The organism is Streptomyces sp. NPDC101227, from assembly GCF_044767545.1.
In the GTDB taxonomy this organism is placed as follows: domain Bacteria; phylum Actinomycetota; class Actinomycetes; order Streptomycetales; family Streptomycetaceae; genus Streptomyces.
Window position 1 is genome coordinate 230,285 of the sequence record NZ_JBIWOD010000004.1, and the last position, 16,167, is coordinate 246,451.

The window sequence follows — 16,167 nt, forward strand, 5'->3', positions numbered from 1 at the left end:
CGCGACGTGGTCGAGGAAGCGGCCAGTGTGCTCGGGCGTCCAGACCATCACCGGAGAGAGCTTCTCGCCGGTGCGCTTCCAGTGGAGGACGCGCTGCTCTGTCCACACCAGCGCCTTGGGTCGCTTGCTCGCCTCCAGCTCGACGTGGGCCGCACCAGGCGGCAGGCAGCGCCGAGAACCGCGCAAGCACGCCAGTTCGATACCAACGCCGACAAGAGCGCATATTCGGAACCGACCACAGCGGCCAGTAAGCGTGAGTACGATCACATTTCACCCGTGCGGCCGGGTCGGGCCGCCGCGGTGTCTACTCACCCGCTCTCCAGCTCGAGAAGGTGGATGCATGACAACTCCCACCGTCGGGACGTTGCTTCTGCAGAACAAGTACGAAATCACTGGTGGTCCCCATGCAGGTGATGGCGAATCCCAGGTCTGGGAGGCGTTCAGCGACGGATACACGTACCTGCTCAAGACATGGACGTACGAGGGCGAGCAACCGGACCGGGTGCAGCGCGCCCTGTGGGACCAGGAACTGCGCACCCTGTACAAGATCGCGAGCAGCCCGAGGTCGGACGACGCACTGGTCGTGCTCAAGGACGCCGGCCTCGACCGGGACCACCAGTGCTTCGTCATGGTCCTGGAGGCACCGGGCTACAAGCGTGTCGCCGACGCGCTGCGGCACCGCGCCCGCTACCCGTGGCTCTCGAACCGCGGGACGGCCGCACGCGAGCAACTGTGGAGCGGCTTACGGCGCGTCGCTACAGGCCTGAACCTGCTGCACGAGCGACAGGTCCTGCACCGGGGCGTGGACCTCGACTCCCTCTTCTTCGACGAGGACCTTGGCGCCGAATCCCTTCGGCTCGGCGGCTTCGAATGGTCCGTCAAACTGGGCCGCCCGGTGGGGACCCAGCCTCCTGACGGCTGGCCGGTCCCACCGGAGCGCACTGCGGGAGGCGTGACGGCCTGGCGCCAGGACGACGACTGGTTCGCCTTCGGCATCCTCTGCGCACGGCTGCTGCTCGACCTCGAACGCTTCACCACCAATGCCCCGCACGAGCGTCACGCACGGGTGCTCAAGACCATCGACACCGCCAAGCACGAGCTGACCGAGGCCGAGCGCAAGCTGCTGCTGGACCTCGTCGCCGCAGATCCACTGGAGCGCCTGACCGCGCCATACGACATCATCAGTCGGATCCAGGACATTACGCGGGCCCTGGCGAACCCCCTGCGCACCCAACAGGAGGACGTGCTGTACGTCCTGGCCCTCGATCTGCGGCGGCTGGAGTTCATCGATCACCTGATGGAGAACGGGCTGCGTGACCACTTGCGGCTCGACCCCATGGGGACCTTCATCCCCGGGGATCCGGTCCACCGGAAGGAGGCCTGCGAGTTCGTCCGCCAGGACCTGCAGAAGCCTACGCTGTACGCCATACCCGGCAGGCCGTACTACATCCTCGTCGGCGGCAGGCTCAGCCTGAAGATCACGTCGCACCGCGGGAAGGACGGCACGTCCAGCTGGCAGGTCGCGGACTGCCGGTCCGCCCAGCCACTGCTCTTCAGCGAGGGCGACGACAGCTTCCGCGAACTCCCGACCGGCCGCGTGTTCGCCTATGCCAGGGAGGAGGTGGCCCGCGACCGTACGATCGCGCAGAACGCCACGTCATGGGAGCCCGTGCTGCCGAAGATCGACCGCAGTGCGCAGGTCTCACGCGAGCTCGGTCGCTTCCACGAGTTCGTCCGTGCGAGCAACCAGATCGAGCTGCTCCTCCTCGACTCACAGATCTTCCCGTACGAGGTCGTCCGTGGTCCGTGGCAGGAGCATGGAGTGGAGTGGGCCGAGGTCAAGGAACGCGCGCGCCCCGAAGGACACGAAGTCTTCGAGGCGTTCCGCGAGGACCTGATCGACTTCCTGCAGAAGGAGGTACGGGGCAACGACCGGTCCAGAGTCATCCTGTCCGGAGCCCGAGACGGCGACCGCCTGAAACTCCCGCCCAGGGACCCTCATTCCGACGATGACGGCAACGTATGGCAGGTCGACGCCATGGATCAGACAACCCAGCTGGTCACCCTCAGCCGCCCCGCCCTGAGCAAGGGCCGCGTGAAGCTGGCGAAAGAGGGGTTTCTCCGCAGCGCCGGGATGCCCGGGCAGATCAGCCTGTTCCAGCGTCGCAAGAAGGCCATCGACGCCCTCGACCAGCACGGGTATCTCCTGCGGTCGCTGGCCACTCCGAGCCACGTCCGCATGGACACCGGCGCTTCCGAGCTTCCCGTCGAGCTCCCCCACGAACGGGTCGACGAGCCCAAACGGGCCAGCATCGAGGACATCCTCCGGGTGCGGCCCATCTACACGCTGCAGGGGCCGCCCGGTACAGGCAAGACCACGCTTGTTGCCTGGCTGCTGCGCGAGATCCTCACGGAGGATCCCGTCGTCCAGGTACTGGTCACGGCCCAGGCCCACGGCGCCGTCGACGTGCTCAGGTCGAAGGTGAGTGAGGCGTTCCAGGACGTACCCGAAGCCGACAGGCCACTGCAGATTCGGCTGCGGGGTCCCCACAAGGCCGGAACCGCACTGCCGGAGGACGGCGTCGAGGGCGTGGCCAGGCAAGTGCTCCAGCGCAGCATCTCCCAGCTCGGTGCCATGGGTTCCACCAGCGAGGTTCAGCTCGCCTGGCTGGAGGACGCGAAGGCCATGGTCGGTGAGATCAACATGATGCAGGAGCAGGGGGATCTCGGCCGTCGCTCGTCGGACTTCGTCGAATTGGTCAAACGCGGCGCGAACCTCACGTATTGCACCACCAGCGCCGGCGACCTGGTAGCCCTCGCCGCGGGCCAGGCGTTCGACTGGTCGATCGTCGAGGAAGCGGGCAAAGCACACGCGTTCGACCTCGCGCTGCCCCTACAGGCAGGTCATCGCTGGTTGCTGATCGGCGACCACAAGCAACTGGATCCCTACCGGTACGTGGACTACCAGGAGGGAATCGAAAAGCTGGACCCGGTGGCACAGACCCTCAGCCGTCTCAAGGTGAGGGCGTCCGGCCTGCTCGACCAGGAATGGCTCGACTCGTGGGAACGGCGCAGTCAGACGGATCGGGATGAGTTCCGCGAGTACGCCAAGGAGTGGCTGAGGACCTTCCGCCGCCTGTACGAGTACTGCGCCGTGGCCACCGGTACCGACCGTCTCGTCACGGACACCGAAGCGAAGGGAGCGTCCGCGGGGCAGTTGATCGGCCAGCACCGCATGCACCCGGACATCGGCCAGCTCATCTCCGAGGCGTACTACCAGGGGCGACTGGTGAACCGCACCCTGGACGAGAAGGACGAACCGGTGGAGCGCGTGCGCCACGGTTTCCACACCCCGCACGGCATCCGTGACCGGGCCGTGGTCTGGCTCGACGTACCGTGGTGCCGCAACGACTCCGCCACCCGCGAGGTCGGCCCGAAGAGCGGCCAGTCGCCCTACACCAATCCGGCGGAGGCACGCGCGCTCGCCAACTTCCTCCGGGCCCTGGGACCGGATGGCGGGTGCCCGGGCAAGCTCGCGGTGCTGGCCCCGTACTCCCGGCAGGTGAGTCTGCTCAGCCAGCACTTGCGAGGCACGCCCCTGCCTGCCGGACTACAGGTCCAGCTCGGTCTCAAAGCCGAGGCGATCGACGGCAACCGGTTCCCCGCCCACACCGTCGACTCCTTCCAGGGCAACCAGGCGGACGTCGTCGCCATCAGCCTGGTCCGCAACAACGAGGAGGAAATCGGTCGCGGCCTGGGGTTCCTCGACGACCCGGGCCGGATGAACGTGCTCCTCTCGCGAGCGGAGCGCCTGCTGATCCTCGTCGGGTCCTGGGACTTCTTCCTCCATCAGGTGCAGGCAGTACCTCTCGCGGATGAGTCCCAGCCCCTGTGGTCCTTCAAGAAGATCGTCACCCTGCTCGACGAATGGTTCCTGGACGGCAGCGCTGTGCGTATCCCGGCTGACCTCAGGGAGAACTCGTGATCGTCCTCGTTCCTGTGAGCATGTTCAGCGTCAACTTCAGCGTGGCCCGGGGCCGCCCGTACAGCCGTCTGGAGCGGCGGGTCCTGGAGGAGATCGCCGCGCAGGTTGGTGTCGCCCCCCACCAGGGCGCAACCCTGACCTCGCTGTGCGACACCTTCCGGGTCCACGAACGACTGATGGTCGAAGCCGTGGTGACTCTGGTCGGTGCCGGCTGGGTCGCCGTCACCAGCGGCCGGGAAGCCACCTTCGTCCTTACCGACGAAGGGCAGCAGGCGTGCTCGTCGGGAAAGGACCCGGCATCGGTCGTCGTGGCTCCGGCTTCGCCCTGCACGGTCGTCTTCGATCGCACCGCAGGCCAACTGGCCAGGCGTGGTGAAGTTCTGACCGTCTCGAAGCAGGAGGCGCGGCCGGACCTCAACCCGTCCACTCCCCGGCGCATCCTGCGCAACGCGCTGGATGAGTCCCAGATCCAGAAGCTGCTCCCGCGCGCCAGCGACGAATGGGTGCGCAGCATCGGACGGCCCAGGCTCGTGACATTCAGCCGCTACCTCCCGGTGCGCGTCGACCTCGCCGACCGGGCCATCACGGGGCTTCCCAGGAGCTGGCACCAGGCGCTGTCGGCCGAGATCCTGGCCGTGGCACAGGCCAGGCAGGAGGAGCTGGAGGCCGCCCCGGATCTCCAGCCGGCGCCGCAGACCGCCAGGAAGGAATCACCCCTGGTACCGGCTCCGCCGCCCGCCACCGGCCAGGCGCACCGCCCGACACCGCTGACCATCGCGGGGCGGAGGTCCCCGGCCTCCGCGGTCGGGGCCCCGGCGCTCCCCCAGACAGACGCCTCTTTCCCCTGGTTGGACGAAGCCGATCCGCTCGGGAACGGCGGTGACGGTTTCTCGGAACAATCGGTCAAGGCGGCCTTGTTCTCGGAGGTGTCCGGCGATGAGTCCCACCAACTCCTGATCACCGAGGCGCTGGCCACAGCGGCACACCACGTCCTGATCGCCTCGCCCACGGTGAATGTGGAGAGTCTGTCGAAGCTCTGCGGCGCGATCCAGGACGCGGTGGCGCGCGGCGTGCGCGTGGATGTCCTCTACGGCGACACGGACGAGGGAACCGTCCCGCAGGACGTCGTCGACCTGCTGAACCGGGTCGGCTACCACTCTGCGCAACGTCGCGGCCGGGATCTCGCGAAACCAGCCAAGGAACCGACGGGCAGCGGTGCCGGCCTCCTGATCTTCGATGGGAAGGATGGTGCCCTCGAAGCGGTTATCGGTGACTACGCGTGGGCCGGGTCGCCGGGCTCGGTGAAGGCACGCTCGGTCCACGTGGGCGGAACCGAGTTCATGGCCCAAGTAGCACGGGCGGCCGCAGGTCTCTGGATGTGGAGCGGTGATCCAGATTCCGCCGACCGCTGGCGGCGCGTGGCGGACCGCTGCCAGGACAACACCGCCGTGTCCGCGGCTCGGGGGGACCGTTTGAAGGATCAGGTCCTCGCCGAGTTGATCGTGGACGACGAGCATGCCCAGGTTTCGCAGGGCCCCGAAGACGGCGCCCTGCGGACTGGTGGCGCATGTCGGCACGAGAACGGGTCGGCGCTGGGCATCCGCGGCATCTCGGCGGTGATCCGACACCCGGAAACCTTGGCCGAGCCGTAAAAGTGGTCACCCGCGCCGCCATCACGGCGGCGCGGAAGCCTCCTGGCGCGGGCGCCCCGAAGGTCTCGCCGACCTGGCCGACCGCTACATCGACGCTCGCTCACCCCACGGCCGTCCACTACAGCGAGTGGCATCTCCTCGGCCCGGTGCAGCACACCTTCACCCACAGCGGCGGCATCGTGAACAAGAACTACCTGCCCCGAGTGCGCCGCTCACGCGCACGGGTCGGGCAGCTTCCCGGACTCGCCCTGTGCTGGGCGCTCGTCGACGTGCCCACCAGGCGTCCACGAGGGCACATTCGTTTCGGTGGAGCGTTGAAGTTGCCTAGGAAGCATCGCGACGGTTTCGCCGCTCAGGAGGGCCTCTTGTGAACGGTGGATGTGAGTAACCCTTGAATGGCCCTCTCGACGATGGGTGATGCTGTGTTTACCGTGGGTTGAGGCGGATGCGGGGTGGGCTGGCCTCGGGGGGCGGGATGCAGCGCAGGGACCGGTTTCGGCGGATCGTCAGCGAGTTTGGTGAGACCTGTAAGCAGGCGTTACTGCACGGGCAGAAGGAAGCCGCGATACGCCGGGCAGTGGAGACGCTTCTCGTAGACGTGGCAGGGGCGTTGGGGCTGCAGGCCATCCTGCATGCCGAGGTCGCGATCGCCGCGCATCGGATCCGCCCCGACCTGGCCGTACGGATCGGGAAATCACCGCGCAGCATCGTCGGCTATGTCGAGCTGAAAAGCCCGGACAAGAGCGTGATTCATCCTGGCGGGCTCAACCAACGCGACCGCCGCCAGTGGGAGGGCATGACGAAGCTCCCCAACTTGATCTACACCAACGGTCAGACGTGGATCATGTATCGCTCGGGCCATCAGTATGGCGACGCCATCCACTTTGAAGGCGATCTGCGCACTGCGGGTTCTCGCTTGCGACTACCGACTGTCAGCGAGGCTGCCTTCGAAGCGATGCTGATCGCCTTCTTCAGCTGGCAGCCCCAACCGCTGTCGTCAATGCGGGATGTGGTCGCCCAAGTAGCTCCCCTTTGCACTCTCCTGCGGGATGCTGTCCACGACCGACTCGACACCGAAGCCGGCCTTCCACGCCACCGGCGTCCCTTCACCGACCTGGCCTCCACCCTAGAGGTCGACCTCTTTCCCACCACCGACGACCGGGACAAACGCGCGGCCTTCGCCGACCGCTACGCCCAGTCCGTCACCTTCGCACTCCTCCTCGCGGGCTCTGGCACTGCCGACGGCTCCGGCAGCGCGCTGGCCGGGGTGAGCCTGCACGAGGTCGGCCGGCGTCTGGGGGCGGAGCACTCCGTCATGGGTCGCGCTCTGCAAATTCTCACCGCTCAGGTTGAGGGTGAATTCCGCGACAGCCTAGACATGCTCGTCCGCGTCATCGACGCCATCGACTGGAGAAGTGCCCTGGCCGGCGAACCCGGCTTCCACATCCATCTTTACGAGCACTTCCTACAGGAGTACGACGCCGACCTGCGCAAGGACTCCGGCACCTACTACACCCCGGCCCCGCTGGTGACGGAGATGATCCGCCTTGTCGACGAGGCGCTGGCCGCCACGCTGGACTGCCCAGACGGCTTCGCCGACGCCGGCGTGTCCATCATCGACCCGGCCATGGGCACCGGAACCTTCCTCACCGGCATCATCGACCTCGTCGCCCGCAAGCAGTCCGAGGGCGGCAATGCAGGCTTCCGCGCCGAATCCGTACAAGAACTTGCCGGTCGACTGATCGGCTTTGAGAAGCAGATGGGCCCCTTCGCCGTAGCCCAAATGCGCGTCGGTCAGATGCTGCGCTCCCTCAATGCCCGAGTCCGGCTGCGCGACATGCGCCTGCATCTGGCCGACACCCTCGCCGACCCTTGGCGGCCCAGCGAACTCTTCACCCGCTACGGCGCCCTGTGGGGCCCCTTACGCGACGACGCGGAAGCAGCCAGCACGATCCAGCGCGACGAACGCATCACGGTCGTCATCGGAAACCCTCCCCACCGCGAACAGGCAGAAGGCCAGGGCGGATGGATCGAGAAGGGTTCATCGGGCCGCGGCGCCCCGCCTCTGGACGATTTCCGAATGCGCGGTGCGGCGGGCGTGTTCGAGAACAAACTGAAGAGCCTCTGCACCTACTTCTGGCGCTGGGCCACCCACAAAGTCTTCGACCAGCACGACGACCACCGCCACGGCATCGTCTGCTTCGTCAGCACCGCCGGGTTCATCCGTGGCCCCGGCTTTCAGGGCATGCGCTCCTACCTACGACGCACCTGCACCGAGGGATGGATCATCGACCTCACGCCCGAAACCAAGAGACCCCCGCTCAACAGCCGCTTCTTCCCTGGTGTCCAGCAGGAGTTAGCCATCGGCATCTTCGCCCGCCGCTGGGACGAGCGACGCAACGAACTGGCTCCGGTCCACTACGCAGCCGTCCATGGAACCCGCCACAACAAAGAACAGCAACTGCAGCACCTGCACATCAGCGGACCGGGCTGGCATACCTCTCCCATGGTCGAGTCCGCACCGTTCACACCTGCTGCCAGCAGCGGCTGGGACAGCTTTCCCGCCCTCACCGACCTCATGCCCTGGTACAAACCCGGCATCACCACCAATCGGAACTGGGTCATTAGCCCGTCGAAGCTCACTTTGCACCGACGCTGGAACCGCCTCGTCCAAGAACGCGACCCCGCTACGAAGCAGGCACTTTTCAAGAAGACCGACGGCCGCACCCTGGGCAAAGACGCCCCCCAGATACCCGGCTGTCCCCATCCACCAGTCCTCCTCAGCGACGAACGCGGCCCCTGCCCCGCACCAATACGCATCGCGCGCAGAGCCCTGGACCGTCAGTGGCTAATACCCGACGGCCGACTCATCGACCGTGCACGCCCCGACCTATGGCGTGCGGTCGTCGCTGACCAGCTCTTCGTCGCCGAACAGCACGCCCAGCGTCTGCAGACCGGCCCTGCACTGCTGTTCACCGCCCTTATCCCCGACGTGCACTACTTCAACGGAAACGGCGGCCGCGTCCTGCCGCTCCTGCACGCCGACCACACTCCCAACATCGCCCCAGGACTGCTACGTCATCTCGCCAACTCCTACAGCCTCCAGGACGTCCTGCCCGAAGACCTCCTCGCCTACATCGCCGCCATCACCGCCCACCCCGCCTTCACCGAAGGTTACGCAGATGACCTCAACTCCCCGGGCGTACGCATCCCCGTCACCGCCGACCGAGCCCTATGGAACGACGCCATCCGTCTGGGACGCCACATCCTGTGGGCCTCCACCTTCGGCGCACGCTGCATCAGCCCCGGCGACGGCCGCCCGGCAGGCACATCGAACTGGTGGCGACGTGTACACCCCGAGATCATGTACGCCCAAGAAGTCGCGCATGACACGCTCCCCTCCACCATCACCTACGACAATGAGCACGAGCACCTGATCGTCGAGGGGGGCATCTTCACCGGGGTCACGCCACGCATGCGCAACTACACCACCGGCGGGCGCAACGTACTCGACAGCTGGCTCAGCTACCGCAGCAGCCGCACCTCCGGCAAAATCACCAGCGAACTCGACCGCGAGCGCCCAGAGCGCTGGGAGCACGACTGGAGCCGGGAACTCGTCGAAATCCTTGCCGTGCTCAGGCACCTCACCGCCCTGGAACCGCAGCAGGCAGATCTGCTCGACCGCATCCTCGCCGCACCCTTGATCGACGTCGCAGAACTCACCCGACGCCGCATCCTCCCAGTGCCCGAGCGCGCCAAGCGCGCTCACACCGGCCCGCACCACGCCATTTTGCCTGGCTTGGAAACAGTCGATGGCCAATCACCAGGCCCTGTCGCCCCCCTATCTCTCCCAGACGACGCCTCAAGTACCACGCTGCCCAAGTCGCACTCACCTGCGCGACCCGGACCCCGCACTCGACGGCACCGCGGCCCGGCTTGATTGGTGGCGCCGGCAGCCGGTTCGTAATGCGCGCTGCATCCACATCCGCTCCCTTGCCAGTGGCCAGGGACAGCAAGGCGAAGCGTCTGGAGGACCGCGGCCCCGCCGCAGTCAGGTCAAGCCATGCTCTGGCATGGCTTGCCACCAAGCGGCCTTGGCATGCCGCTGACCGCATGTCGAGGAGCCTCCCACCAGAACGGATCCAGCACACATCAGGACGGGAAACCCCGCGAACACGTGAGAACTACAGAGGAGAGTTTTCCCAGGACAAAGGCACTGCGGGCGGCATTTGTGCAGGTCACATCCTTGACCAGGGAAAACTCCTAAAGCGGGTGTCGCAGGTTCGAATCCTGCCGGGGGCACCACCTCAAAGGCCCTTCACCTACCAGTTTTGGTAGGTGAAGGGCCTTTGACATCCGGGTCTGACATCAACAGCGGCGATCACGCACGACCCGGGTGCCTCTCCTCACGAGTTTCGACAGCACGGGCCGCGCCGTGGGGCCCGCTTGGCGTCCCACGGCGCGTTTGTCCGGGCTACTTGCTGCTGTCTTCCGCGAGCGTGTGGGCGACGAGCGCGTTGGCATGGCCGTGGCCGAGTCCGTGTTCGGTCTTCAGCCAGGTGACGAGTTCCATGTGCTTGGTCAGGGGCGAGGTGCGGATGAGGTCCTTCCAGTCCGCGATCGCGCGGCCGTACTTCTTCTCGATGGAGGGGAAGTAAGCCGCGGGCCCCTTTACCGGTGAGGTCATCACAATGTCCTGTCTCTGGTTCGTGGTGGTGTGGTGGTGTGGGTATCGCTTGCGGGGATCGCTTACGCCTTGTGCAGGCGTGCGGTAACTGCCGTCAGCCACAGCAGGCCCAGGCCGGCGCCGATGGTGAAGGCCAGAACCGTTGCGGAGGAGCCTGCGAAGCCGGCGAGGACACCGAGAGGCGTGAGGCGGGAGCCGATGGCCCATCCGCGGAGCCGGTGAGCCGTGAAGTGGCGGGCCAGGATGAAGAAGGCCGCGCACAGGGCGAGGTAGCCCACCATGCCGCTGAGCATGTGGAGGGTGCCGTGCCAACTCAGTGCGGCGGCCCGGGCATCGGGGCCACCGGCGGGGAATCCGCCGCCGGGGTCGGCGGTGAACGCCGCGGCGAGCGGGAACGACGCGCCGAAGACGCCGATCAGCCGCGGTGCCCACGTCCCGCCGGGCTCGTCGCGCAGCGCACGGCGCACGCCGACCGAGCCGGCGATCACCAGTACGCCGGTCAGCAGGAAGCTGGTCACCTGGATCCAGCCGAGGTCGCCGAGGCTCAGCTGACTGATCGCGTTGCGGGTGAAGTCGAAGCCGTCGCGCGCCCATCCCTGGATCAGGCCCCCGCCCAGGAACAACGGGCCTGCCACGATGCCCCCGGCCAGAAGGGTGCGGGTCCTCGGCCAGGTCGATGCCGGGACGGCAGTGGTGACCGGAGCCTCGATGGTGTGGGTCATGGTGGTCTCCCCCCAGGAATGGAACTAGACGGTGTAGTACCCGTCAGGATCTGGCCGCTACAGTAGGCGCACAAGAACTAGACTGTCCAGTACTAATGAGGAGTCGGCGTGGAAGCGAGCGATCAGAGCCGGTCGGCCCGCAAGCACAGGGCGATCATGGACGCCGCGACGCAGGTGTTCATGGCCAGGGGCTACTCGGGCACCAGCATGGACGACATCGCGAAGCTAGCCGCGGTCTCCAAGCAGACCGTCTACAAGCACTTCACCGACAAGGAGAAGCTGTTCACCGAGATCGTCCTGGCCACCACCGACCGGGTCGACGCCATGATCGACCTGGTGGCCGACATCCCGGCCGACGCCGATCGCCTGGGGGAGAACCTCACCCGGCTCGCCGGTCAGTTCCTGGCCGCCCTCACCCAGCCCGAGGTGCTCGAGCTGCGGCGTCTGATCATCGCCAACGCCGACACCTTCCCCGAGCTGGGTGCGGCCTGGTACGAGCAGGGCTTCGAACGAGTCCTCGCCACGCTGGCAGCCACCTTCGAGCGCCTCACCGACGAGGGACTGCTCCGGATCGACGACCCGCTGCTGGCCGCCAACCACTTCACCGGCCTGCTGCTCTGGATCCCCGTGAACAAAGCCATGTTCCACGGCAGCCCCCAGCACACGCGGGACGAACTCGACCGCTACGCCACGGCCGGCGTCGGAGTCTTCCTCGGCGCCTACCGCTGAGCCCAGCGGCAAGCGACGGCCCCGGGGCGCATGTTGAAGACGGTTTGGTTGGGCGCCGTACCGGCTCGATGAGAGTTGGCCGCCCGTCGGGTCTTACGCCCTGTGTCGGCGGGCGTCCGTGAGGCCGGTCTCGTAGGCGACGATCACTAGCTGGGCGCGGTCGCGTGCGTGGAGCTTGGCGAGCAGGCGCCCGATGTGGGTCTTGATCGTGGCCAGGCTCAGGTGGAGGTGCGCTGCGATCTCCGTGTTGGACAAACCCCGTGCGATCAGGCCGAGTACCTCCAACTCCCGGTCGGTGACCCCGTCCAGCGAGCGGCTGGGCGGGCGCGCGGGCTCCGGGCGGCGGGCGAATTCCGCGATCAGGCGGCGGGTCACCGAGGGGGCGAGGAGGGCCTCGCCCGAGGCGATGACGCCTATGGCGGTGAGGACCTCGGTGGGCGGGGTGTCCTTGAGGAGGAAGCCCGCGGCGCCGGCGCGCAGTGCGGCGTAGACGTACTCGTCCAGGTCGAAGGTGGTGAGGATGAGGACGCGGACGCCGGACAGGGCCGGGTCCGCGCAGATCTGCCGGGTGGCTTCGATGCCGTCGAGGTCCGGCATGCGGACGTCCATGAGGACGACGTCCGGGCGTGCGCTGCGGGCGAGTCGGACGGCCTCCGCTCCGTTGGCGGCCTCGCCGACGGCCGTCATGCCGGGTGTGTGGTCGACGAGGACCCGGAAGCTGCCGCGGACCATCGCCTGGTCGTCGACGATCAGCACCCGGACCGGGGGCGCGTCGGTCATGGTCATTGGTTCCCTTCGGCGGGCAGGCGGACGGACACCGCGAAGCCGCCGTCCGGCCGGGGGCCCGCCTCGAAGCTGCCGCCGTACATCATCGCCCGTTCGCGTATGCCCAAGAGACCGTGTCCGCCCGGCAGTTCGCGGACGGGACGGGCGGGTGCGGGCGGTGGCCCCTCGTCCGTGATGTCGATGCGGATCTCTCGTTCATCCGCCTCGACCGTGACCTGGCAGCGGGTGGGGGCGGCGTGCCGGACCGCGTTGGTGAGGGCCTCCTGGACGATCCGGTGGATGGTCAGTTGTGTGCCGGCGGCCAGGTCTTCCGTGGTGTGCACCGTCAGGTCGACGTCCACCCCCGCCCGGTGTGCCTGCGCGGCGAGCGCGCCCAGGCGGCCCAGATCCGGTACGGGCCCCAGGGGCGCGCCCTCGGTGCGCAGCACGCCGAGTGTGCGCCGCATCTCGGCCAGCGCGGAGCGGCTCGTCTCCTCGATGATCTTGAGGGCGTCCCGTGCCTCCCGCGGGTCGGCCTCCGCCACATGTCCGGCCACGCCCGCCTTGACGGCGATCAGGCTGAGGTTGTGCGAGACGATGTCGTGCAGCTCACGGGCTATCCGCAGGCGCTCGTCGTCCAGTGCGCGGTCCGACCGGCGCCGCTGTTCCCGGGCGGCCTCGGCCCGGCGGCCGCGCACGGTGAACCCCGCGCCCCAGCCCCCGCAGATCACCAGGAGCACGAGCCCGGCCACCCCGAGGCCGCCCCGCCAGTCCTCGCCGGGAGTGACCACCGTCTCGCCGAGGTAGACGGCACCGCACGCCACCGTCAGCGTCACCGCGAGTGCGGGCACGGACCGGCGGGCGGGCTCGGCCAGGGCGACGAGGTAGGCCGCGAGCCCGGCGGCGGCATACGGCTCACGGGGGATGTCGAGGAGCGATGCCGCGGCCAGGGCGGTCAGTACGACCAGCAGGACGGCGAGCGGCCAGCGGCGGCGTACGGCGATCGGCAGGCCGATCGTGGCGGCGACCAGAGCGCCGAGCCAGGGCGGTCCGGTGTAGGCGGGCTGGCCGTCGTCGGCGGTCAGCCGGGCGAAGCCGACGTACACGACGGTCAGGGCCAGGGCCGCGCTGAGGTCGAGGGCGTAGAGCTGGCGCCGCCCCTTGGGCTTCATGGCCCGACCGTACCTGTGCGCGGGCACTCAACCGGCCTGTCCCAGCAGCACCATCAGCCCGACCGTCACCAGCGTCAGCGGCACCCAGCGCAGCACCGCCGTCCGGCTGGGTCGAGGCGCTTCGCGCAGCAGCGACAGGCCCAGCGGCACCAGCGCGGCGCACAGTCCGGCCAGGGCCACCAGCGACAACGGGGTGGTCCCCTTGAGTACGCCGAGGGGCAGTGCCGCGGTGAGGCCGAGTGCGGCGGCACGGACCGGGCCGAGCACCCGGGTGCGCCAGGCACCGAGGGCAAGGACCGCCCACCCGGCGAGGATGGCGAGGTTCAGCGTGGCGAAGACGTGGAAGGCGCCGTAGCCGGCGGAGACCGCGTCGGTGGCGGGCCCGGCCCCCTGGGAACGCACCAGCTGAAAGGCCAGATGGTCCACCCCCGCGTGGAAGGCACGCGCGAACAGGCCGAACATGACCAGCACGCCGCCCCAAAGCCCCCAGCCGGCGCTGCGGGCCCCGATGCGCGCGGCCACCACGGCCACGGCGGGCCAGAGCAGCAGGCTCCCCGCGGCGAAGAGGCCGTACGCGGTGGCCATCAGGGTGGGGTGCCGCTCGTACGCGGCGAGTTGGTCGGGGTAGAAGAAGGGGAAGCGGGCCCGCAACAACGCACCGGTCAGCATCAGGAGTGGGCCGAGCACCATGGCGGTGCCGCCCACCCAGCGCCCGGGGAAGCCGGTGGCCCCCCACCGCTCCACGGGCAGCGCGCCGCGCAGCCGGGCGCCGGTCGTGGTGACCGGGGTGACGGCCATGGATGTCGTCGGGTTCGTCATGCTGACGACGATGCCTTCGCCGTCCCGGCGGGGCGTCGGACCAGGAGCTGAACCGGAGGGTCCGACCTGGGTATGACCCGGCAGGCGTCGCCGCGGAACGCGTTCGGCAGGCCTGGTGGTGGAGTCGGCAGGCCTATTGATGAAGGCCGAGCAGCATCACGTCATGGAGGTCCGCGCCCTCCCACGGGCGCGCCTCGCCGATCTTGCGGTACCCCCAGGTCCGGTAGGCCGCCTGCGCCGCCTCGCCGGCCGGGTGGACGTTGAGCAGCACGCGCTCGGCCTCGATGCCGTCGAGCACGGTCTCGTGCAGTCGGCGGGCGACACCCCGCCCGCGCCACGGTCCCCGCACGGCGAGTTCCATGAACCCGAAGGTCCGGCGGCCGTCCTCGCGCCGCATGTCGTCGGGGACCGGCTCGGTGAGCCGGTCCCACCATTCGGCATCGGCGCCGAGCGGGTAGCCGTACGCCATGCCGACCGGCTCGCCGTCCTCGGTACGGGCCAGGGCCGCGCGGACGGTGCGTTTGCGGGTCATGGAGGGGAAGCGCCGGAAGGCGGCCGCGACATCGTCCTCGGTCTCGTGGTACGGCGGCTCGGCGAACGCCTCGGCATAGATCAGCCGGAACGCGTCCTCGGCCTGCGCGGCGGCGGGCCCGTCCATGCGCTCGATGGTGAGGGTTCCGTGCGCGGTGGCCTGCTTGGGTCCGGGCTTGGTGGCCTGCCTGGTTCCGGGCTCGGTTCCCCGGTGGGTTCCTTGTTGCGTCACGCGGTGCCCCCTCGGTCGGTCTCACGGATGTGCTCGCCGCACTCCCGCGCCGCCGTACCGGCGTCGAGGCGCGCGCCCGCGAGCTTCACACGGTACGCGGCGCCGCTGTTGTGCGGCACGCACGTGCGAGGAGGACGCGCCACGCCACCATCCGGACGACGTTGGGCGATTCACACCGATATGTTCGGTATTTCTTGCGCATGATCCGTACTCGTGCCCGGCGGTTGGCCGCTGTCGCCGCTCTCGCTCTGGCTGCCGTTCTCGGGCCGGTCGCCACCACTCCCGCCGCCGCGGCACCCGTCGAGATGCCGGAGCCGCCTTCGGCGGATGCCGCCCGCACCGAACTCGCGGACCTGACCGTTGAGGCACCGCACTCGATGGATGGTTACTCGCGCGCCAAGTTCCCGCACTGGATCCAGCAGGGCAACAAGTGCGACACCCGCGAGGTCGTGCTGAAGCGGGACGGGCAGGACGTCACCCGGGACGACCAGTGCCGGGCCGTCTCCGGCACCTGGCTCAGCCATTACGACGAAAAGAGCCTGACGGCGGCGTCGCAGGTGGACATCGACCACATGGTGCCGCTGGCCAACGCCTGGCGGTCGGGGGCCGACAGCTGGACGACGGCGCGGCGCACGGAGTTCGCCAATGATCTGCAGCACTCGCAGCTGATCGCCGTGTCCGCGAGCTCCAACCGGAGCAAGGGCGATCAGTCGCCCGACCAGTGGAGCCCGCCGAATCGCGACTACTGGTGCACGTACGCGCGGGCCTGGACGGACGTCAAGCACCTCTACCAGCTGTCGGTGACGCAGCCCGAGGCGGACCAGCTCGTCACGATGCTCGACACCTGCGCCTGATGCCCCACGGACCCCGGCG

Annotated in this window: 11 protein-coding genes; 5 read left to right on the forward strand and 6 right to left on the reverse strand. The window is 68.5% G+C overall.

Annotation, left to right across the window (positions count from 1 at the left end; genetic code table 11):
- Nucleotides 1-340 precede the first annotated feature (340 nt).
- The 3 genes from ACIRPT_RS10665 to ACIRPT_RS10675 all read left to right on the forward strand — a co-directional run bounded on the left by ACIRPT_RS10665 (nt 341) and on the right by ACIRPT_RS10675 (nt 9,577).
- Nucleotides 341-3,985, forward strand: a complete 3,645-nt coding sequence (locus tag ACIRPT_RS10665; RefSeq protein ID WP_403825125.1) for an AAA domain-containing protein — start codon at nt 341-343, stop codon at nt 3,983-3,985.
- Complete coding sequence (locus ACIRPT_RS10670; RefSeq protein WP_403825128.1) at nt 3,982-5,637, forward strand: hypothetical protein; 1,656 nt, start codon at nt 3,982-3,984, stop codon at nt 5,635-5,637. The genes ACIRPT_RS10665 and ACIRPT_RS10670 overlap by 4 nt, the downstream gene beginning before the upstream one ends.
- Nucleotides 5,638-6,112: 475 nt before the next feature.
- Nucleotides 6,113-9,577: a type ISP restriction/modification enzyme gene (locus ACIRPT_RS10675; protein ID WP_403825131.1), complete on the forward strand. Its 3,465-nt coding sequence runs from the start codon at nt 6,113-6,115 to the stop codon at nt 9,575-9,577.
- A gap of 534 nt (nt 9,578-10,111) precedes the next feature.
- Here ACIRPT_RS10675 and ACIRPT_RS10680 read toward each other — a convergent pair.
- Both ACIRPT_RS10680 and ACIRPT_RS10685 read right to left on the reverse strand, forming a co-directional pair.
- Entirely contained in the window at nt 10,112-10,324 is a 213-nt protein-coding gene (locus tag ACIRPT_RS10680; RefSeq protein WP_403825134.1) for a DUF4287 domain-containing protein, read from the reverse strand.
- 62 nt (nt 10,325-10,386) lie between these two features.
- The gene (locus ACIRPT_RS10685; RefSeq protein ID WP_403825137.1) at nt 10,387-11,046 is read right to left on the reverse strand and encodes a DUF998 domain-containing protein; all 660 of its coding nucleotides are present in this window, start codon (nt 11,044-11,046) and stop codon (nt 10,387-10,389) included.
- 108 nt (nt 11,047-11,154) lie between these two features.
- Between ACIRPT_RS10685 and ACIRPT_RS10690 the strand changes: the two genes are divergently transcribed.
- Nucleotides 11,155-11,775 carry a TetR/AcrR family transcriptional regulator gene (locus ACIRPT_RS10690; protein ID WP_403825140.1) on the forward strand — a complete coding sequence of 207 codons (621 nt, stop codon included), beginning with the start codon at nt 11,155-11,157 and terminating at the stop codon, nt 11,773-11,775.
- 93 nt (nt 11,776-11,868) lie between these two features.
- On the opposite strand, the gene ACIRPT_RS10695 is transcribed toward ACIRPT_RS10690, so the two are convergent.
- The 4 genes from ACIRPT_RS10695 to ACIRPT_RS10710 form a co-directional block, all read right to left on the reverse strand.
- Nucleotides 11,869-12,561 carry a response regulator gene (locus ACIRPT_RS10695; protein ID WP_403825143.1) on the reverse strand — a complete coding sequence of 231 codons (693 nt, stop codon included), beginning with the start codon at nt 12,559-12,561 and terminating at the stop codon, nt 11,869-11,871.
- A complete protein-coding gene (locus tag ACIRPT_RS10700; RefSeq protein WP_403825145.1) occupies nt 12,558-13,712 on the reverse strand; it encodes a sensor histidine kinase in 1,155 nt (384 codons plus the stop codon). Before ACIRPT_RS10700 ends, ACIRPT_RS10695 begins: the two co-directional genes overlap by 4 nt.
- Nucleotides 13,713-13,739: 27 nt before the next feature.
- Entirely contained in the window at nt 13,740-14,531 is a 792-nt protein-coding gene (locus ACIRPT_RS10705; RefSeq protein WP_403825148.1) for a hypothetical protein, read from the reverse strand.
- A 133-nt stretch (nt 14,532-14,664) separates the two neighbouring features.
- A complete protein-coding gene (locus ACIRPT_RS10710; protein WP_403825876.1) occupies nt 14,665-15,189 on the reverse strand; it encodes a GNAT family N-acetyltransferase in 525 nt (174 codons plus the stop codon).
- 305 nt (nt 15,190-15,494) lie between these two features.
- Here ACIRPT_RS10710 and ACIRPT_RS10715 point away from each other — a divergent pair, with 305 nt between their 5' ends.
- Nucleotides 15,495-16,148, forward strand: a complete 654-nt coding sequence (locus tag ACIRPT_RS10715; RefSeq protein ID WP_403825152.1) for an HNH endonuclease family protein — start codon at nt 15,495-15,497, stop codon at nt 16,146-16,148.
- Nucleotides 16,149-16,167: the final 19 nt, after the last annotated feature.